16 protein-coding genes, 1 tRNA gene and 1 pseudogene are annotated in these 20,853 nt (G+C 45.5%); 7 read left to right on the forward strand and 11 right to left on the reverse strand.

Annotated features, from left to right (window positions below; translation table 11 throughout):
• Window positions 1–61: 61 nt before the first annotated feature.
• On the reverse strand, window positions 62–970 hold the full coding sequence (locus QUA01_RS21215) for a phosphodiester glycosidase family protein (protein ID WP_333090290.1): 909 nt from the start codon (window positions 968–970) through the stop codon (window positions 62–64).
• A 79-nt stretch (window positions 971–1,049) separates the two neighbouring features.
• Between QUA01_RS21215 and QUA01_RS21220 the strand changes: the two genes are divergently transcribed.
• Together QUA01_RS21220 and QUA01_RS21225 are read left to right on the forward strand one after the other, a co-directional pair.
• Window positions 1,050–1,859 carry a pentapeptide repeat-containing protein gene (locus QUA01_RS21220; RefSeq protein WP_333090289.1) on the forward strand — a complete coding sequence of 270 codons (810 nt, stop codon included), beginning with the start codon at window positions 1,050–1,052 and terminating at the stop codon, window positions 1,857–1,859.
• A gap of 13 nt (window positions 1,860–1,872) precedes the next feature.
• On the forward strand, window positions 1,873–2,781 hold the full coding sequence (locus tag QUA01_RS21225) for a HEAT repeat domain-containing protein (RefSeq protein WP_333090287.1): 909 nt from the start codon (window positions 1,873–1,875) through the stop codon (window positions 2,779–2,781).
• Between the two features lie 119 nt (window positions 2,782–2,900).
• On the opposite strand, the pseudogene QUA01_RS21230 reads toward QUA01_RS21225, so the two are convergent.
• Window positions 2,901–3,857, reverse strand: a pseudogene (locus tag QUA01_RS21230) (IS630 family transposase).
• Between the two features lie 455 nt (window positions 3,858–4,312).
• On the opposite strand from QUA01_RS21230, the gene QUA01_RS27510 reads away from it, so the two are divergent.
• Window positions 4,313–4,660, forward strand: a complete 348-nt coding sequence (locus QUA01_RS27510; protein ID WP_442921576.1) for a PD-(D/E)XK motif protein — start codon at window positions 4,313–4,315, stop codon at window positions 4,658–4,660.
• A 10-nt stretch (window positions 4,661–4,670) separates the two neighbouring features.
• Here QUA01_RS27510 and QUA01_RS21235 read toward each other — a convergent pair whose 3' ends face one another.
• From QUA01_RS21235 to zds, 5 genes are all read right to left on the reverse strand, one after another.
• Window positions 4,671–4,817, reverse strand: coding sequence for a hypothetical protein (locus QUA01_RS21235; protein WP_333090285.1), 147 nt, complete (start codon window positions 4,815–4,817; stop codon window positions 4,671–4,673).
• A gap of 74 nt (window positions 4,818–4,891) precedes the next feature.
• A tRNA-Val gene (locus tag QUA01_RS21240) sits at window positions 4,892–4,965 on the reverse strand.
• Window positions 4,966–5,127: 162 nt separating this feature from the next.
• Complete coding sequence (locus QUA01_RS21245; RefSeq protein ID WP_333090284.1) at window positions 5,128–7,155, reverse strand: serine/threonine-protein kinase; 2,028 nt, start codon at window positions 7,153–7,155, stop codon at window positions 5,128–5,130.
• 244 nt (window positions 7,156–7,399) lie between these two features.
• On the reverse strand, window positions 7,400–7,846 hold the full coding sequence (locus tag QUA01_RS21250; RefSeq protein ID WP_194013045.1) for an SRPBCC family protein: 447 nt from the start codon (window positions 7,844–7,846) through the stop codon (window positions 7,400–7,402).
• A 261-nt stretch (window positions 7,847–8,107) separates the two neighbouring features.
• On the reverse strand, window positions 8,108–9,544 hold the full coding sequence (gene zds / locus QUA01_RS21255; RefSeq protein WP_333090283.1) for a 9,9'-di-cis-zeta-carotene desaturase: 1,437 nt from the start codon (window positions 9,542–9,544) through the stop codon (window positions 8,108–8,110).
• Window positions 9,545–9,874: 330 nt separating this feature from the next.
• Here zds and QUA01_RS21260 point away from each other — a divergent pair, with 330 nt between their 5' ends.
• The 3 genes from QUA01_RS21260 to QUA01_RS21270 all read left to right on the forward strand — a co-directional run bounded on the left by QUA01_RS21260 (window position 9,875) and on the right by QUA01_RS21270 (window position 13,159).
• Window positions 9,875–10,168, forward strand: coding sequence for a hypothetical protein (locus QUA01_RS21260; protein ID WP_265238746.1), 294 nt, complete (start codon window positions 9,875–9,877; stop codon window positions 10,166–10,168).
• Window positions 10,155–10,367, forward strand: a complete 213-nt coding sequence (locus QUA01_RS21265; protein WP_333090282.1) for a hypothetical protein — start codon at window positions 10,155–10,157, stop codon at window positions 10,365–10,367. The genes QUA01_RS21260 and QUA01_RS21265 overlap by 14 nt, the downstream gene beginning before the upstream one ends.
• A 101-nt stretch (window positions 10,368–10,468) precedes the next feature.
• Complete coding sequence (locus tag QUA01_RS21270) at window positions 10,469–13,159, forward strand: leucine-rich repeat domain-containing protein (RefSeq protein WP_333090281.1); 2,691 nt, start codon at window positions 10,469–10,471, stop codon at window positions 13,157–13,159.
• Window positions 13,160–13,890: 731 nt separating this feature from the next.
• Here QUA01_RS21270 and QUA01_RS21275 read toward each other — a convergent pair.
• The 4 genes from QUA01_RS21275 to QUA01_RS21290 all read right to left on the reverse strand — a co-directional run bounded on the left by QUA01_RS21275 (window position 13,891) and on the right by QUA01_RS21290 (window position 19,493).
• Window positions 13,891–14,736 carry a nitrate ABC transporter ATP-binding protein gene (locus tag QUA01_RS21275; protein WP_333090279.1) on the reverse strand — a complete coding sequence of 282 codons (846 nt, stop codon included), beginning with the start codon at window positions 14,734–14,736 and terminating at the stop codon, window positions 13,891–13,893.
• Window positions 14,737–14,878: 142 nt separating this feature from the next.
• Window positions 14,879–16,882, reverse strand: coding sequence for an ABC transporter ATP-binding/substrate-binding protein (locus QUA01_RS21280; protein ID WP_333090278.1), 2,004 nt, complete (start codon window positions 16,880–16,882; stop codon window positions 14,879–14,881).
• 290 nt (window positions 16,883–17,172) lie between these two features.
• Entirely contained in the window at window positions 17,173–18,018 is an 846-nt protein-coding gene (gene ntrB / locus QUA01_RS21285; RefSeq protein ID WP_333090277.1) for a nitrate ABC transporter permease, read from the reverse strand.
• Window positions 18,019–18,095: 77 nt separating this feature from the next.
• Window positions 18,096–19,493: a CmpA/NrtA family ABC transporter substrate-binding protein gene (locus QUA01_RS21290; protein WP_333090275.1), complete on the reverse strand. Its 1,398-nt coding sequence runs from the start codon at window positions 19,491–19,493 to the stop codon at window positions 18,096–18,098.
• A gap of 1,176 nt (window positions 19,494–20,669) precedes the next feature.
• Between QUA01_RS21290 and QUA01_RS21295 the strand changes: the two genes are divergently transcribed.
• Window positions 20,670–20,837, forward strand: coding sequence for a hypothetical protein (locus QUA01_RS21295; RefSeq protein WP_333090273.1), 168 nt, complete (start codon window positions 20,670–20,672; stop codon window positions 20,835–20,837).
• The last annotated feature ends 16 nt before the right edge of the window (window positions 20,838–20,853 follow it).

Below are 20,853 nucleotides of genomic sequence, written 5' to 3' on the forward strand. Positions count from 1 at the left end.
AATTGTATGGGGCGCATTACGTACCATACAATTAGCTGGATAAAAACCGCAATTTGCAACCCTAATTTTCCCACGCATAAAACCCTAAATGATTAGAAATTGGACGTTCCTGCATGGGGATTTTATTCTGAATCGGAGCATTCAACAGTTTTGCTCCTGATGGCGATGCTACTGCCAAAGTGACCGAACCACCACCGTCCAAATTCAGCACTGTATCGGCTCCCAACTGCATCGCAATCTCTGTGATTTCGCTCAACTTCAGCCCTTCGCTGTAAAGCCTCTGCTTGCCGTCTGCCACAATTAACCACAACTTTTTGCCTGTGAGGTCGATCGCCACAACTGCACGGGGATAGAGTTGATCTTGTTTGTTTTCTTCCTGACTTTGTGCTACTATTTTACCATTTTTTACCAGCAAAGTATCTCCCGCAATTCCATAGGCTGTTCCCGCAGGACAATTGCCGTTTTCGACTATTTGAGCACGGTTTTTGGTGTCAAAACAAAGGGCGGGAAAGTTTGAATCTGGTTGGGAATAAGCTTGGCTTTTGCTAATGGCGTGTCCGACGTTATTGACTAGATCGCCTCTGCGGGGATAATAATCCCAAGGTGCTTCCTCAATGCAGGGATAAAAAAAATTGGCATTGACTGCTAGTTGCAATTTGAATTCTTTGAGAAATTCAGTAGCGGTGCGGGCGTTGGTTTCTGTTAAATCGGCTGTTGGAGTTCCGGGGGTGACAAAAATTCCGATTCCTGGGGCTTTGAGGTCGATGCTAACAATGTGAATCATGATGGGACGCGGATTTGAGCGGAATTCCTTGCGGTAGGCTATTCCTTGAAAGAGCGATCGGGCTTCGTTTGTTTGTGCTGGACGCGAAAAGTAGGGAATGTTATAGATTAGTATTGGTGCGAGTAATATTCCGAAACCGAGAATGTGTGAAATGTGTTTGATTTTGAGCGGATTGGTTAGTTTCATTTTGTGAAGGAGATTTTTTAACGAACCGCGAAGACGCTAAGGACGCGAAGGAAGGAAAGAGAGGGAAGAGAAGAGAAATATGAGTTATTCGGATGTCCATAATTTTAGCAATCAAGTTTTGCGAAATCGATCGTTCCAAGGACAAGTTCTTAACGGTGCTGATTTTGGCGGTGCGGATGTTCGTGGCTGCAATTTTAGAAATGCTCAGTTGGAGGGTGCTAATTTTATTGGTGCGAAGATTGGGGTTTCTGGGCGACAGATTGCTGTTTTGAGTGCTGGGGCGATCGCGATTTGTTTGGTTGTGGGCGATGTTGTGACTAGACTGATTTTAGGAACCCAAGGACAGGTATTGGGTTCTCGCAGTTGGCCTTTTGTGCTGTTGCTATATGGGGTTTTGAGCGCTGCTGGGTTGGCTGGGGCGATCGCCCGCACACAGCCACCAACCTCAAAAATCGGTAGATTTGCGCGGACAATTTCTGCTATTCTATCAGGGGCTTTGTTGGGATTTTTCTATGCTGGGACTGCAACTAATAATAATTCTCAGGCTGCTCTTGCTGGAATGGCGATCGGCGGGGTGTTAATGTTTTTTGTGAATTCCAGGATTCGCCGCCAATTTGCTAAGGTGGCGATCGTAGCGGCCCGAAGTGTTACGACTTACGGAGCAGCTTTTTTGTTTTCTGCCACTGCTAGCACTTTTCTGAGCACTCACAAACTGTTTTGGGGTACGTGTTTCGGTTTGGTGTCGCTGCTATATTTTTGGTGGTCGTTTGTGTCTTTTTCTGCTATTGTTGGAGAGATTAGAAATGCTCAGCACACTTCGTTCAGAGGTGCAAATCTCGCTGATGCTAAATTTGATAGGAATTACATCAATCTAAAATCTAAAATTTAACATCTCAAATCCCATGACTAACATTCAAACAGCGATCGATCCAGCAGAAAGTGACGCTTTGCTGCAAACGGTGAGGGAACAAAGATCTCTCCAAACTTTCAATCCCAACGATAGCGAACTTCTCAAAAAGATGGTCGAATGTATGGGAGATTCGCGGGGAATGATGCGGCTGAATTTTGCCGAAACCCTCGGCTTAATTGGCAAACCAGCAACTCCTTTTTTGGTGGAAGCTCTAGCACACCACCCCAACCCTGTCGTCCGCAGAGCAAGTGCTAAAACGCTGACTCTGATTGGCGATCCCGTCGCCCTTCCGGCGCTGTTAGAGGCTTTTTTGCACGATGATGATACTGTTGTCCACGGTTCGTCGGCGGCAGCCCTAGCTCAGTTGGGCGAACCGTCTGTGCCGCATTTGTTGGAAGTTTTAGCTTCGCCAAAACATTCTGAAAATACTAAGGGACACGCGGCTTGGGCTTTGGCGTTTATTGGCTCGAAGGCAAAAAAATATTTGTATCGGGAAATCGCGTCGGATTCGGTTGAGGTGCGGGCTGCTGTCGTAGGGGCGATCGCCAAAATCGCTCAAGAAGAACCCGAAGAAGCTGCATTCAACCTGTTAGTTAATGCTCTCACAGACACAGCGGAAATTGTGCGTGTGGAAGCAGCATCGGCTTTGGGAATTACGGCTTACAAACCTGCAATTTCTAACTTAATTGAGTTGCTGCACCATGCAAGTTGGGAAAGTAGAAAAGCGGCGGCTCTAGCATTGATGAAAATTGGAACTAGCGAATATCCGCCGGACTTTTCTGTTCTTTTGGAACCGTTGGAAGCTGCACTTGTTAATGAATCGGAAGCGCAGGTAAGGCAGGTGATTCAGTTGGCGATTTCTCAGATTCACAAACAGTCGGAGGCTGATGATTGGGAATAGATAATTTATATCATGTTCGCTAGAATGACCACCATAAAATTGGTTTGTATGGAGGACTTTTCGTCCTCCATACAAACACTTTTATGACTGGTAATTGACTGCAGATGATATAGCCTTTCTCACAAAGGTGAGGTACAATAACAACAGTGTGTAAACCAGTTAAAAATATTTGATGATGTAACTTGACTGAATGCCAAATCTATGGCTTTCGCTAATTCTTGATAATTAGTAGTCTTGATAGAACGGAGAATATTTTTAAGTTTTGACCACAGATTTTCTATTGGTGAAAAATCTGGTGAATAGGTCGATAAGTATATTAATCTTGCCCCTTGTTTTTCGATAGCTTTTTTCACTTCTTCTCCCAAGTGAATAGAACAATTATCCATGACTACACAAGCCCCTTTCCATAGTTTTGGCACAAGTTTTCTGATAATAAAAGCCTCAAATGTAATTGCATCAGTCCCGCCTATTAGATTAACAGATGTCAAAATTTCCTTGACTGACAGGGCTCCAATTATTAATCCATTTTTGCCACGTTTCGTTGGTCTTGGGCCCTGGGCTCTTTGACCTTTCAAAGCTCTAGCATATAACCTAACTATTGCCAAATTAACTCCTGATTCGTCAATGAATATTAAGTCTTTCAAACCTTACGCTTTAATTTTTTGCCAGAACTCACATCGCAGGAGTTGAACTCGATCGGTGCCTTTGCCACGAAGGGAAGAGAGTTTTTTTTGACAGTAATATCTAAGAGTTTTATCATTCTTGCTATTGTCGATATACTCAGGGAAAATCCAATTTTCCCATAAAGTTTGGGACGAAGTTCTTCAAGAGTTGCATCATTGTTTACTTCAATCAATTCCCCCAATATAAGTAGTTGCTCTGCATTCAGTTTGCCCTTGACTCCACATCGGTCAGTTCGGGGAGTAATGTTTTTTGTTTCACGATATTATTTAAGCAATTTTTGTACAAAGCTGAGGGCAGAGCGAAAAACGCTTAGCTATTGCTTTTTGTGAAATCGGTTCAGTATGATAAGTATCAAGGATCTTTTGCCTAAAATCAATCGAATAAGCTTTCATTTTTACCAATGTATGAAGAGGAGTATAAGTAAACGTGTTATGAGTCAACTTCTTCGTGCTGTCAAACAAATGCTATTATCTGTGGTATCGCTTTCGCGTGGCTTGTGCGTAACCATGTAATTCTAGTTGATTTGATCTGATTTTCTCTGTTGGATCCTCACGAGTGAGTGTCAGTAACATGATACCTCATATTTTTGAGAAAGGCTATATATCAATATTGCAAGATGAAATACATATTTTAAAATTTATGATGAATTAGTTACAAATGAATGTAAAATTATAAAATATCGCGTATTTTTTTTGATCGATAATGCTAGGACTTAGACCAGAAACAAAAAATATAAAATTACCTACTGTCCTCAATGTTTTTTGCGGTGCAGGTGGGATGAGCTTAGGTTTTCAGAAGGCCGGCTGTAAAATTTTAGGGGGAATTAATAAAAATCCTACTGATTTTACTGCACCTATCCCTTGATGCTAGACAAGAAAGAGGTGAATCTCTACCAGATATTGTCGCCAGTCTTAGATCACTTCTCGAAAACGACCCTATAGCCAAGGAAGAATTAGAAATACTCCTTTTTGAAGTTGGCTATCTGGATATACATATTCCCTACTATGAACAAATTGGCTATACCCCACGAGAAGTTAACTATTTCAAAGTCGAGAGAGATTTTCCCAGAATTATTGAAGCGGATCTCCGAAATGGCGTTGGCGATGTTCGTTACACCATTAGCGTTGCCGAGTGCCGACGCTTTTCAATACCAGAATTAGATGTAATTTCTCTAATCAGCGGCAGCCATGAGTGAACAAGCCAAATTAATTCATTTTGCTGAAGACCTCAGACAATTTTGCCCTGCCCTTTAACTCCTCTAAATGCTGATGAATGACATTTAATCGCACGGGTACAACAGGTAAACCCTCTTGCCAAAGGGCGATCGCCCTTGCCATATCAAACTCTACCACTTGAAGCGATCGCCCTTACCACACAATCCAACGCCAAAAACAGCAAAACCCGCTACATAACGGGCTTTAAAATATGGACACAACTGGACTCGAACCAGTGACCCCTACGATGTCAACGTAGTGCTCTAACCAACTGAGCTATGCGTCCTCACGGATTACTAACTTAGCACAACATTCGATCGCCTGTCAAGCATAAATATTCAAAAATTTATCGACTCCCGCCCCAGAAACCGGGTTTTGCACCAGACTCAAGGGCTACAAGCAAGTATTTTCCGCAAAAAACCCGGTTTCTGCATCCCGTTCGATCGCCCTACAACCCAATTCCCCGCCAAATCTTCACAGTTCGATCGCCCCCACCGCTAGCCAAACACCCCCCATCAGCACTAAACGCCACCGACAAAACCTCCCCCTCGTGCCCAGTCAGAAGTTCCAGCAAACCCCCCGTCGCCGCATCCCACAAATAAATCGAACCATCCCGACTCCCCGTTGCCAAAACCCCACCATCCGGGCTAAACGCCACACACAAAACATCCCCAGAATTATCCCTCATACTCCGCAGCAGCGTACCTTCCCCCCCTGCATCCACCCGCCACAACTTCGCCGTACCATCCCGACTCCCACTAACCAAAACCGATGATCCTTCTCCAACTCCCCCCCTTACCAAGGGGGGGCTGGGGGGGGTCTGACCGGCAAGAGGACTGGGGGAGGTTCCAGCAAAGGCGATCGCCCGCACCCAATCCCCGTGCTCTGCTAAAGTACAGATCGATCGACCATTGCGCCAATCCCACAACTGCACAGTCTTATCCCGACTACCACTAGCCAAAAACTCCCCACCAAGACTAAAAGCCACCGCCTCCACCCCACCAGCGTGACCAGTCAAAACCGACATCGGCCTACCCTTATTCAAATTCCATAACTGCACAGTCTTGTCCCGACTACCACTAGCCAAAACCTGACCGTCGCGACTGAACGCCACAGCATAAACCCGATCCTCATGACCGCGCAAAGCGTACCACCACTTACCCTTATTCAAATCCCAAATTTGAATCGTCTTATCCCGACCACCGCTAGCCAAAGTCGCACCATCTGGACTAAACGCCACACAAGTCACCCAGTCAGAATGGCCCGTGAGAGTGTACCAGCGCTTCCCCGCCTCCAACTTCCAAATCTCAATCGTCTTATCCTCACTCCCGCTAGCCAAAGTCGCCCCATCAGGACTGAAAGCTACCGACGTGACAGCATTAGAATGCCCTACCAGAGTATGAACGCACCTCCAAGTAGGCGCGCGGGCCGGCAAAACCCGCTGCTTCCGGGGCACAGGTATAATCGTGCCTGCAACCGTTGGCGGCACCGTATTCTGCACAGCAGGCGCAGTCTGTGGCACTGGAATTGCTATTGGCGCGGGAGTCGGGGGAACCTGTGGAGGCGACTGCTGCGGCTGCAAATCTTGGAGAATCTCAGCTACAGATTTGTAGCGGCGACTGAGACTCGACTCGATCATTTTGTCCAGAATGCGGCTTAATTTCGGAGGGATTTGAACCTTCAAAAAATCTCGCCAAACCCAAACATCCTGATTGATATCGAACAAATCAAAAGGAGATACTTGAGTCAGCAAATAAATGCAAGTAACACCCAAACTGTAAAAATCGCTGGCATAAACCGCTTGACCTCTAATTTGTTCCGGCGCGACGAATTCCGGCGAACCGATTACTGTACCGGTTTCTCTCAAACCTTCCACAAGTTTGGCTGCGCCAAAATCAACTAAAACTAATTCCCCGGTTAATGTGGGGTAACTATAATTTATTGGAGTTTGAGAAAGACGGCGGCGGATAATATTGGGCGGTTTAATATCTCGGTGAATGACACTGCGCGAGTGCACGAACTGCAATACTGGTAATAAATCATTCAGCAAACTCAAAATTTGATTGGTGCCCAAAGGCCCATTTCGCAGTAATTCTTGCTGTAAATTCTCACCTTCTATAAATTCCTGTACTAAATACTGATAGCGTTCCTGTTGAAAGTGCGCCAGCAATTCGGGAATTTGTGGGTGTTTCCCCAATTCGTCCAGCCGCACGGCTTCTCGGTTGAATAATTCTGCTGCTTTCTCGCTGCTGCTGGTTCCTTGGGATAGGGGGAAAAACTGTTTAATTGCACAGCGCGGTTTTGAGGGTTTGTCTTGGTCTATTGCTAAAAAAGTGCGGCCGAAACCGCCGCGCCCGAGGGGTTTGATGGCGCGGTAACGCTCTCTGAGTAACAGTTTGGAGCCGCAACTCAGGCAATATTGGGTGCGATCGGCATTTTGCGGGTTTTGACAGGAGGGGTTTAGGCAATAACTCATACCATTTTCGATTTTCGATTTTCGATTTTCGATGGGGGATGGCTGATAACATCAAGGTTTGGATGTTGCCTGAAGTTACATTTTTTTAGAACTGATACCATAACTGAACCGAGAAGCAATCAGCAGCATATTTCTATGATACTGAGGTACAAGACATCTCGGCTATGGCGTTACAAATTAAAATTAAAGGACTGAAGTCCGAACATCAAACTGGCTCGATCGTTTGGACTTCAGTCCTCAAAATTTAAGCTTTCGCTTTAACATTCAGAGCATATTCTTTAAATCTTTCCAAGTCAGCCTGAATAGTCGATTCAACAACTCGCGCTAGAAATGAATTGTCCATCAATTTTGCCAGCCAACCGGGAACTCCATAGGCCACTGTCAGTTTGACTATGCTGCTGTTTTTGCGATCGTAAAATCGCACCGCACCCCGATTCGGCAAACCGTCTACCGATTCCCACTGAATTATCTGATTCGGTACTAATTTCAGAATCCGAGAAAGCCAGCTAAATTCTAACCCGCCCGTTGCGAGTTTCCAACGAGATAATTCTGGGTTATCTTCAAGAATGCGAACAGAGTCTATCCACTTCATCCAGCGCGGCATTTGTTCTAAATCTGACCAAAGTTCCCACGCTAATTCGATAGGAATTGCCACTTCTACTTGTACGCTATGTTCTAACCAATCAGTCATGGGATTTTAGATATTTTAGATTGGGAATGGGGAATGGGGCATGGGTCATGGGGAATTGGTTATATCAAATCCGGTAGCATCGGAATTATCAGAGTGCGAGCGTCCTCGATCGCTACCTAAATAGCGATCGAGGACGCTTGCACTCTCGTCGATAGATAGAAATATATAATTCCAATGCAACCGGAAACGATATTATTGGTTATTATTACCAACAAATAGGAACCAATAACCAACAACCAACTAATGACTAATGACTAATGACTAATGACCGTAAACTTCGAGAATTACCTTAGCGGCTTGATGACCGGAAATTGTTGCACCTTCCATGCTATCAATGTAGTCTTGCTGAGTGTAACTTCCTGCTAAAAAGAAGTTAGGTACAGGAGTTTTTTGAGCGGGGCGGTAAACATCCATTCCCGGTGCTTCGCGATACAAAGATTGAGCCAACTTAACCACGCTGTACCAAGTCATGTTTAATTCCCGTGCTGAGGGAAATAAATCCTGAACTTGCTTAAGTACGTGTTGGGCGATCGCCTCATTGCTTTGTTTGATAAACGGATCGCCCGGTGTCAGCACCAACTGCAACAGAGAACCTTGTCCTTCTTTATAGTAATCCTTGGGACTTGTCAGCGCCAAATCTGCAAAACAAGAAAAATCTGCATCTGCTGAATATAGCAAATTATCAATTCCTACAGCGTGGCTCAACTGTTTGCGCTGTGCTTCATCTTCCAGTTCCGTTACCCAACCGTCGAACCGCAATTGTACTGTAGCAACCGGCACCGCATCCAATTTGTAAATATTGTCAAATTCCGACCATTTACGCCAAGCTGGCGGCAATATTTTTTGAATTCCCGGCACGTCTAAGGCGAAAACGTAGGCATCGGCGGTGATATTTTCTTCGGTTTCGCCGTTCGCTACTATCAGGCCTGTGACGCGCGTTTCTGCTGCTTCTTGAAACTGAATTTCTCGGACTCTGCGCCTAGTATGAATTTTGGTTCCTTTGCTTTCTAAATACTCCACAATTGGTTTGTGCAAATATTCGCTGGGAGAACCGGCTAGCATCCGCATCATAGAGGCTTCGGTTTTTGTTGCAAAGAATTGGAAGATTGTCAACATACACCGGGCAGAAATATTTTCGGTGTCGATAAAACCTAGTGCGTAGGCGATCGGATTCCACATTCTTTTGAGGGAGTTTTGATTGCCGCCTTGACCGCGAAACCAGTCAGCAAAGCTAATTTTATCCAAATCGCGGATAGTTTTCATTGCTCCGTCAAAATCGATCAAACCTCGGACGATGGGGCTAGTTCCGAGGGCGATCGCATTTTGAATTTTGTCCTGTACTGATAGTTGGGATGTAGTAAAAAATGCCTTTAAACCGTGCAACGGAGCACCCACCGGAAAGCGAAAATCTAAAGAACCAGTTTCGCCCCCTCGATTGATAAAAGTGTGAACGTGTTCTTTGAGGAGCAAATCGTCAAAAGCTCCTACTTTTTTCATCAGAGCAAATAAGTTATAATAGCAGCCGAAGAAGACGTGCAAACCCATTTCCACATGATTCCCGTCGGGATCTACCCAACTGCCTACTTTGCCGCCGACAAAGGGGCGAGATTCAAAAATTTCTACTTCGTGGCCAGCATCGACTAAATCGACTGCTGCGGTCATTCCAGCCAGTCCCGCACCTGCGATCGCAACCCGCATCTTACAATTCCTTATCCAGTATTTTTACAAATTGTAACAAATTTTAGCTAAAAACACCGGAATCCCCACGCTTGTCGCCTCGATTGGTGTGGGATCGGAGGTGCGGTGACGCGCTTGATTCCACCGACTTACAACCTTACAAGCGCAAGCGTTAAGCAGTGAGAGGGTGGATGACGACATCAAAGCACAATAAGTCTGTTTATTCAACAGATATATCTTGCTCATCGATATATTTTTTCAATTGTTCAACAGTCATGCCACCGTAAGAGGCAATAAAATAGTAGTACGAAAGCTCGATCGACATCAGCAAACAAAAATTAGAAAAAACCTATGCAGCCCATCCGACAAGGCGACGTAATTCTCACCCCCGTACCGCAAATCGCAGGAGAAAAGAAACCTCACCTAACTCTCGCCGAAGGTGAAGTCACGGGACATTCTCACCAGATCATTGAGGGACAAGCTGAACTGTACGAAAAAGACGGTACTCTGTACTTGCGGGTGCTTTCGCCCACAGCTTTATTGAGTCACGAAGAACACCATGCGATCGCAATTCCTGAAGGTAATTGGATGGTGCGAATTCAGCGCGAATATGAGCCGCAAGGTTGGAGATATGTCGCCGACTAAAAAAGTTAAAAAACTGACGCCAGCACAAGAGGCTCTGATTCCAGTTTATCGGGAAAAGTGGAGGGCGAGATCGCTTTCCACTTTTGGCGATCGATCGCACGCTGTGGAAATGATTAAAGTGGGTGCTTGTGCGATCGGCATTTACAGGATTGGATGTCATTTTGTGCGATCGTACTTGTCAAGAACTTGCAGCCACTAAATTAGACACTGGGCTGCCTGCGAATTATCTCGTAAAAACCCGGTTTCTGGCCATCCGTGCGTAAGTCCTAGTCTGATATTATCCTAATTTACAACAATTTTATGTCTGAAAAACAACCAAATCCCGCAGAATTCAGCAGCTTTGCCGACTGGTGCTTGCACAAAGATAGTCTTTCACCAGCAGCAAGATATACAGTTGATGTGATCTTATGGCGTGCTGGCAGTTCTGACATTAATGAAGCGAACCGGATACTGTCAAGTAGCAATGAGTTGTATCTGTGCAACCATCAAATATCAGATATCATACCCCTGCAATCTCTGACTCATTTGAATAAGTTGTATCTGGAAAGCAATCAAATATCAGATATCAGAGCTATGAAATCTCTAACTAATTTAACTTCTCTATATCTAAGCAACAATCAAATATCAGACATCACACCTCTGCAATCTCTGACTAATTTAACTTGGCTGGAGCTACACAGCAATAAAATATCAGACATCACACCTCTACAATTTATGACTAATTTGGCTTGGCTGGAGCTACATTGGAATCAAATATCAGACATCACACCTCTGCAATCTCTGACTAATTTGGTTTCTCTGGATATGCACGAAAATCAAATATCAGATATCACACCTCTGCAATCTCTGACTAATTTGATTCATCTGTATTTGGACAACAATCAAATATCAGACATCACATCACTCCAATCTTTGACTAATTCTAGATATCTGAATCTGGATAACAATCAAATATCAGACATCACATCACTCCAATCTCTGACTAATTTGATTCATCTGAATCTGTACAACAATCAAATATCAGACATCACACCACTCCAATCTCTGACTCACTTGAGTTATCTGAATCTGGACAACAATCGAATATCAGACATCACACCACTCCAATCTCTGACTTTTTTGACTTTTCTGGAGCTGTACAACAATCAAATATCAGACATCACAGCACTGCAATCTCTCACTAATTTAACTCATCTGAATCTCGCTGTAAATAAAATATCAGAGTTCACAGCACTGCAATCTCTGACTCATTTGACAGAGATGAATCTATACAACAATCAAATATCAAATATCAGACCCCTCCAATCTCTGCCTAATTTAAATAAGCTGTATCTGCACTATAATCAAATATCAGACATCACGCCTCTACAATCTCTCACGAGTTTGACAGAGATGAATCTCGACGGCAATCAAATATCAGACATCACACCTCTACAATCTCTCACGAATTTAACTAATCTGGATCTCGACGGCAATCAAATATCAGACATCACACCTCTACAATCTCTCACGAATTTAACTAATCTGAATCTGCGCTGGAATCAAATATCAGACATCACCCCTCTGCAATCTCTCACTAATTTGATTCATCTGAATCTGGGAGACAATCAAATATCAGACATCACCCCTCTGCAATCTCTCACTAATTTAACTCATCTGAATCTGGAACACAATCAAATATCAGACATCACCATCCTGCAATCTCTCACTAATTTGACTCATCTGAATCTAACTAATCTGTATCTAAAAAACAATCAAATATTAGACATCAAATCACTCCAATTTCTCACGAATTTAACTAATCTGAATCTGCGCTGGAATCAAATATTAGACATCAGCCCCCTCAGCTCTCTGACTAATTTAATTCATCTGGATCTGGGCAACAATCAAATATCAGATATGACACCACTAAAATCTCTCACGAGTTTGATTGATTATTTGTATGTAGACTTTACACCTGAACAGAAGGCTCTCATCGAAGCCTGTCGTCAAAAGTGGGGAACTCTCGCTAACTCTACCGAATCCATTTCTCGTCCCAGAGCCACAGCCGCCGTTAAAGCTGTCTACGAAGCCATCGGTTTAGAACCTCCCGAAATAAATTTTTGCAGTAGCCCCAATGGAGCATTAGCACAAATACAAATACTAAAAATGTCGAATGAGACTGAGTTGATCCAGCGACTTGACAAACTGGTCAAAGATGCGTTGCACCCCTTTCCCTTAATAATGGAATTGCTGTGGGAACTTTCGGGGATAATGCTAATATGGGAGCAAGAGTTAATGCTTCAATTGAATGAAGACTTTTCCGGCTATTGGAACTACTTAACATCGAGCGTTACTCCGAAATATGTGGCTGAGGCTCTCGCTCTTGCTGAATTCTGTGTTTCCTTGGGCATTATTATCAAACCAGAAGCACAGAAACTTTTTGAATGTCTGAACCAGCTTTTAGCAGAATGCGGCTGGATTATTTTGTTAGATGATACCTGCATTGTGTGCTCGCGCCCTTGTCAGCTTAGCCTTGACAGCGAATACCGCCTCCACGCAGAAGGTGAACCTGCACTGGAATTTCCCGATGGTTACAAAATCTATTCCTACCACGGTGTAACATTACCTGAAAAATACGGACAAATTCACCCCAATCTGTGGCAAGCACAATGGCTTTTAGAAGAAAAAAATGCTGAATTAAGACGAGTATTAATTCAGAAAATTGGTTATGCTAGAATTTGCTCGGAACTGCAAGCAACAGAATTAGATTGCTGGAAAGAATACACGCTGCTCAAAATTGATGCTGATATTGATGGCTTCGATCCAGATGATTTCGATGACGATGATGATGCTCCGAAAAAAGAAGATATTTATCTGTTAAAAATGATTTGTCCGAGCACCGGACACATTCATGTTTTGCGAGTTCCGCCAGATGTGACATCTGCTAAAGAGGCAATTCGCTGGGTAAATTGGGATATTGACTCAGAGGAGTTTTCCGTGCAAACTTGAGTAATACTAATTTAAAAAAGCTACAATCATCAATCTGAGGCCAATTGTTAAAAGCAGAGTCCAGCCGGACACGGCAGTGCCGTTTCCCTACCCGATTATGTTGTTAAAAGCAGAGTCCAGCGCCGGACACGGCAGTGCCGTTTCCCTACCCGATTATGTTGTTAAAAGCAGAGTCCAGCGCCGGAGAGGGCAGTGCCGTTTCCCTACCCGATTATGTTGTTAAAAGCAGAGTCCAGCGCCGGAGAGGGCAGTGCCGTTTCCTTACCCGATTATGTTGTTAAAAGTTGCAGAGTCCAGCGCCGGAGAGGGCAGTGCCGTTTCCCTACTGATAACTGCTAGATTGGCAAAATATTAATCGATAAAACACTAATCAAGATTGGGCCTGTGACACTTAAAAGGGTGGAATGCACCAAGTGTCAATTTAGCAAAAACTGTGGATAACATAGGAAAGAAGCCCACCTTCAGTCAAAGTTGGGCTAAATTCATGCCAGCTTACCGACAGCTAGGCAATCGGGTCTCTTAGCGGGTAGACGTAAAAGTTGAGAAAAAGATCCGAACTTTGTCGAAAAACTTATCCCCAACAATTAAGCTCCAGTTTACCCGTTAGCGAAGCCCTCGAAGAGGATCGCACCAGCGACATCTCACCCGCAGCGATGTTCCCTGAAATTGGGGAAATGCTGGAGCTCTAATTTTCCAGCATTTCCCATTTTAAAGTCCCAATCTCCAAGGGTTTAAGCGTCGTCATCGTGAGCGAAGCGGCGGAACAGGAAGTCTAGGGCGTAGTTCCGCAGGTTGTAATATTCGGGATCTTCCATCATTTGTACCCGATCGCGCGGACGGGGGAAAGGAATCTCCATAACCTCGCCGATGGTCGCTGACGGGCCGTTAGTCATCATCACGAGTCGATCGGCCAAAAACAGCGCTTCGTCAATATCGTGAGTAATCATCAACACCGTACAGCGGTGATCGTTCCAGATTTTCAGCAACTCTTCCTGCAATTCCTCCTTGGTAATGGCGTCCAAAGCACCAAACGGTTCGTCTAAAATCAGCACCTGGGGGCGAATCGCCAAAGCGCGGGCGATGGACACCCGTTGTTTCATCCCCCCTGAAATTTGCGGTGGTCTTTTGTCAGCAGCTTCTGTGAGCCCCACCATCGCCAAATGTTCTTTGACGATCGCATTTTTTTCGACCTTCGACTTGTTAGGAAATACAGCATTAACGGCAATGTAAACATTTTCAAATACAGTCCGCCAAGGCAACAAAGCGTAACCCTGAAACACTACCATGCGATCGGGGCCTGGCTTAACAATCCGCTGCCCGTTAATCGACACGGTGCCCTCGCTGGGATGGCTAAAACCGGACACCATATTTAATAGTGTGGATTTGCCACAGCCCGAGTGTCCGATCAGAGTAATAAACTCTCCCTCAGCTACGGTCAAGTTAACGTTTTCTAATGCCCTGTAACCGTTTGGATATACTTTATGAACATTGTCCATCACCAAAAAAGGCTGGCGGCGATCGGTCGGTTGCTGGATTTGGGTTTTGGTGTTCGTCTGGTTGACAGCAGTATTAATCATGGGTTTAGGAAGTCTTAAGTAGGTGATTAGCGATAGCAAACACGGTTTGTAGTGTGGACTTTAGTCCGCAACATATCGCGGACTAAAGTCCACACTACGAACTAATCTTATTGCGGTCGTTTGGCGCAATGACGATCGCCTTTTAAGCAACAGCTCTGCGGCCAGAATCCAGAATCACTTCAGCCATCGTGTAATCGCGTTTGATCGCGAGATTGTTGAGATAGCCGATCGGATCGTCAGCATTAAACACCGAGCCATCAAACAAGCGGAGAGAACCCCGAGTGTAAGTAATATCAGACATCCCCAGCTCTCGGGCCGCCGTGCTGAAGGGGCCTACTCGCACCACCCGTTCCAGAATTTCTACCCAGTTGCGGGGGAACACAGTATCGCCCCAACGCGCCATCTGCACCATGTGCCACAACTGTTCGGTGCGGCTGGGGCGGTTTACTCCGTCTCCGGCGAACAAGTGGTGGGCGTATTCCCGCATCGGAGTATCCAGATTGCAAGCTGCAGATTTCGGATCGCCAATTTGGATGTAACTCTTGTCAGTAGCGACGTACTCGCGTCCCGCCACAATTTCGGAAACTTCTTCAGCATTGGCCGGATCGCTGCAATAATGGCAAGCTTCCAGCAAAGCTTTGACTAGAGCAATGTGAGTGTTGGGGTAAGCATTCGCCCACTCTTCTCGAACTCCCAGAATTTTTGCCGGGTGTCCGGGCCACAGTTCCAAATCCGTAGCTACAGTAAAGCCGACTCCTTCCATCGCGGCGCGCAGGTTCCAAGGTTCGCCAACGCAGAAACCGTCAATCGTGCCGCCTTGCAAGTCCACGATCATCTGGGCTGGAGGGATGTTTTTGAGCGAAACATCGCGATCGGGGTCAATGCCGCCGGAAGCCAGCCAGTAGCGCAGCAGCAGGTTGTGCATCGATGAAGGGTGAACGATACCCATGCGGTGAGTTTGGGCGGGGGTTCGGCGCAGCATTTCTTTGTAATCTGCAAGAGTGTAGATCCCCTGGTCGTAAAAGCGCCTCGCGAGGGTAATTGCGTTGCCGTTGCGGCTCATGGTGAGGGCTGTAACGGTTGGTATTGGCTTTTCTTGGTGGCCTCCCAAGCTCAACCACGCCGCCATCCCAGAGGGCATATGGGCTGCGTCTAAGTAGCCTGCGGCGATGCCGTCTACGATGCCGCGCCAGCTTGTTTCCCGCACGAGGTGGACTTCATCGAGTCCGTGTTTGGCAAATAAGCCTTTTTCTTTGGCGATGGCTAGGGGAGCGCAGGCGGCGAGGGGGATGAAGCCGAGTTCGAGGTTGACTTTTTCTAGGCCGTGGCGGGCGATCGCGGGTACTTTGCGCGCCCGCAGTTTTTTGACTCGTTTCTGCTGGTTGAGGAAGTAAATCATTTCGCTCCGCAGGGCGTAGTAGCTGGGGTGCGTGACTACTTCCATACGCTTGCGGGGGCGGGGGATGTCTACTTCGAGGATGCCGCCAATCTTCGATTCAGGGCCGTTGGTGAGCATGACGATGCGATCGCTCAACAGCACTGCTTCGTCAACGTCGTGCGTTACCATCAGGGCGCTGATTTCGTACTCTTGGCAGATTTCCATCAACTTTTCTTGCAAGTTGCCGCGAGTCAAAGCATCCAAAGCGCCGAAGGGTTCGTCCAAGAGTAACAGTTTGGGGCGCAAAGCTAGAGCACGGGCGATCGCCACGCGCTGTTTTTGTCCGCCGGAGAGCAGTGCAGGTTGCTTTTCGGCGTGGGGAGCCAAGCCCACCATGTCGATATGTTTTTGAATGATTTCGAGGCGTTCGGCTTTGGGTAAGCCGCTCATCACCGAGTCTACGGCTAGGGTAATGTTTTCTCTGACCGTCCGCCACGGTAGCAGCGAATAGTTTTGGAATACTACCATGCGATCGGGGCCTGGCTTGGTAATTCTTTGTCCTTCGATCGTCACCAATCCTTCTGTGGGCAGATCCAAACCCGCCACCATATTTAGTAGGGTAGATTTGCCGCAGCCGGAGTGTCCGATTAAGGAGATAAATTCGCCTTTTTTAATTTCTAAGTCGATGCCTTTGAGGGCTATGTACGTGCCGCCGTCTGACAAATTAAATGTTTTTCCGACCTGTTCTACCGCAATCAAAACTGACATGGTTTTCTTGCCTTTTTTGTAGTTGGTTATTTTGCTAGCTGTTGACTGTTGACTGTTTGTTATTTGTTTCGATCGAACAACTGCTAGAAATTTAACTGGTTTAACTGGTTCCTAGGCTCTGCCTGGGAACCCATGTAAGCGAGGCTCTGCCTCACTTTTATAGGAGTAAAATTCGAGGCACAGCCTCTGGAGCTGCGTTTCCAGGCAGAGCCTGGAAACGAGTAGACAACTGACAACTGACAACTGACAACTGCCAACTGACAACTGCCAACTGCCAACTGCCAAATTAGTTATTTGCCTTCAGAGGGAGCAATTTTGTGTTGCAACCAAGCCATCATGCGATCGAGGAACAAACCAACAGCACCAATGTAGAACACCGCTAAGAGAATTTCGCTGATGTAGTTTTGCTGGTAAGCGTTCCAAATAAAGAAGCCGATACCAACAATCCCCGACATCACAATTTCCGCTGCAATAATCGCCAGCCAAGCCAGCCCGATCGCAATTCTCAATCCCGTGAAGATGTAGGGAAGTGCCGACGGAAACAAAATATTGAAATAATACTCTTTCCGAGTCAGTTGCAGCACTTTCGCTACGTTGTTGTAATCGTCGGGAATTTGGCGGACACCTTCAGCGGTGTTGATCAAAATCGGCCAAACTGCGGTGATAAAAATCACGAACAAAGCAGCAGGTTCGTTTTGTTGCAGTGCAGCCAAGGCGATCGGCACCCAAGCCAGAGGCGCAACCATCCGCAAAAACTGAAAAATTGGGTCTAAAGCCTTGTTCAGCAACGGATTTGTACCTACCAAAACACCCCCAGCAATTCCTACAGCAGCGGCGAGAGTGTAGCCTTTTGCTACCCGTTCCAAACTAGCCAAAGTCTGCCAAAACAAGCCGATTCCGTAGGTTTTGGAATTCATGAAAGGATACAGCAACAAGATCCGAGTCCGTTCGTCAGTCCAAACGCTCGTCGGGCCCGGCAGTTTGATCAGTCCCGTACTCGACAGGAATTGCCAAACTAACAGAAATCCCAAAATTCCTAAAATTGGCGGCACAATATTTGATGAATTCTTCTTCCAAAACTCTCCAAACGCTCCTTGTGCAGCGCCTCGATCCCTTCGATTTGTACTTACAGCCATCCTATTAATCTCCTATGTTTGCGCTATTTTTTATGACCGTAATTTTTTGATGCTAAATTACGGTCAGCTTTGACCCATTAAACTTTTTTAATCGCCAAACTCTTGAGGTAATCTTCTGGCTTTTCCGGGTTAAATTCTTTGCCATCAAAGAACTTTTCAATACCGCGAGACGTACTTTTAGGAATGTCAGCATCAGCAACTCCGGCCAATTTTGCTGCGGCTTTCCACAAATCTTCGCGGTTGACTTTATCGATCATCTTTTTATCCGCCAAGGTTTTGGTTGGTAGGAAGCCCCAGCGCACGCTTTCGGTTAAGAACCACAAATCGTGACTCTTATAAGGATAGGAAACGTTGCCGAGGCCGTCTTTCCAGTACAGCGGGCTCATCTTGAAATCGTTGATTTCTGGTTGGCCGTCACCCATCATGTACTTGCCCTGGTAGGGAGGTGTCAAAACTGCCGGAGGTACGTCAAAGTAGTTTCTGCCAGAAGTAATGGCAACTAATTCGGCGCGATTTTCTGGTTTGTCGCACCATTGCTGCGCTTCGATCAGTCCTGCTAGCATGGCTTCGGTGGCTTTGGGGTGTTTGTCTACCCAGTCGCCGCGCATAGCTAGATACTCTTCGGGGTGATCTTTCCAGATTTGGGCCGTGAGGGCGGACATGAAGCCGATGTCCTCTTGGACGATCCGCAGGGGCCAGGGGTCGCCGGTACTGAAACCGTCCATGCTGCCGGTTTTCATGTTGGCTACGGTTTGGGCTGACGGTACTGTTAGCAACTCGGCTTCTGTGTCGGGATCGATGCCGTTAGCTGCTAGCCAGTAGCGAATCCAAAAGTCTTGGTTGACTTTGGGGAAGGTGTAGGCTGCTTTGAAGGGTGTGCCTGCTTTTTTGAGGCCTTTCATGTAGTCTTGGGCCGCTTGGTCTAGTTTGAGCCCGATGCCTTTGCCTTTGTGTTTTCCGGCGATCGCAATTCCATTTCCTTGAGTGTTCAACTGGGCTAGAACATACATCGGAATTTTGACGCTACCTTTGGTAATCAGACCTTCACTAATTTGATAAGGCATGGGCATTTGCCACTGGCCTCCATCAATACCGCCACCTGCAGATCCAATTTCTAAGTTGTCTCTAGCCGAACCCCAGTTGGCTTGTTTGGCGACTTCCACTTCGGTCATTCCATATTTGGCAAAAAAACCTTTTTCTTTGGCAATAATTAACGCTGCTGCTTCAACGATCGGGATATATCCCAAGATAACCTTTGTGCTTTCGATGCCTTCTACTCTTTTCTCGTTGGCCACAGCAACTGCTGATGTGGCCGCAGGTACTGCGCTGCTACCTGTGTTAGTACCGGCACCTGCAGTTGCACCGGGTTCTGGGGGATTTCCCAAACAGCCTTTGAGGAGTATTGTACTGACTGCAGATGCACCTGCGGTAACGATAAATTTACGCCGGGAAAATTGCTCTGAAAATTTTGTCATAGCCTAGCCTTCGTTCCTATTCATAAATCTTCTGTAACGACATCACTGAAGTTTATCAAAGCGCTTTTTTGCTGTTTGCTAAAGGTCTATTAGCGAAATATTTTGAGCGCACGGAAAGCAGAAGGGGTCGAAAGATTTATTGTTAGCATAAGTCTTTCAAATATCCCTGCTGATTTTACACTTTTGATTAACTCAATATTGCAATCGACCAAGTTGTGCGAACTCGCTTTAAGCGAACTCCACATTTTCTTGTCTTAGTTATTCAGTTTACCGTACTGTTGCTGCGATTATAAAACAAATATTAAATTTGAATGATAAGTAAATATTTTAGAAGACTGGTGTCAATAATGAGGGTTTTTAGCCGCGATTCGATCTAAAAATATTTCTTTTTATCGTTAAGTGTTTATCCGTAAGGCGTTTAGCAGCATGAAGTGTGGGAGTATCAAATTTTATTGTCAATAAGCTGCAAATTCTGATGCTGCGATTGATTAGTATTACTTAACAGTTTTCTAATTTTATAAAAATTACGAGTAGATGTATCAAAAGATACATTAATAATTGCATTTTTCTAAGTGTATAAGATCGTGTCCGATCGATTGCCATAACAAAAACCGATCTGTGTGGAATGCGAGTTCCCCAACGATCGAACAAACTCGCATTCCACACGCGCGATCCAATGGCGCGATCGGTCAATCGAGCGGACACTATATAGGTAAGGAATGAAAATTTAACAACTTAAGCGATTGCCCGTTACTTTCGCTCTGCGTGGTAATGCAGATAGGCGAGGCTCTGCCTCCTTCGATTTTTGTTACGGTAATCGACAGGACATGATATAGCGGTTCTCTAAAAAGTGAGGTATGCCCGGTTTGGCCTATGCCCGGTTTGGCCTATGCCCGGTTTGGCCTATGCCCTATGCCGGATAGTACCTCATCTTTTTGAGAAAGGCTCTATCAAACCTTCAAACCTTAATTTTTCACCGTTAAACGCTGCGAGCTAATATTTTCGTAAAAACACCCGGTTTCAGCCTCCCAGACTATATTTGAATGGGTTTTGACTTCTCTCTATGTTACAAGAGATATATCTGTTTTGGGCGATCGATTTGGGATTTTTTTGCGGTGCTATTTTTTTTTAGGAGTTTTTAGAAGTGGTAAAAAAAATTACTCGAATGCTTGACAAATGGCAAATTTTAAGGAAGCATCTCTTTTTTGCAATAAGCATTTTTTTACAGTGCGAGTGGGGGCGATCGCACTATTAAAAGTGTTGTTTATTTTCCAGTTTCCGGGCAATTTTCCCAATTGGCGACTGCGCCACGGACGATCGATCGCACAGCGTGTTAAAACCTAGTTAAGCAACAAAATTT

Origin of the sequence: Microcoleus sp. S36a_B3, from assembly GCF_036700745.1 — a bacterium.
Taxonomy (GTDB): Bacteria; Cyanobacteriota; Cyanobacteriia; order Cyanobacteriales; family Microcoleaceae; genus Microcoleus.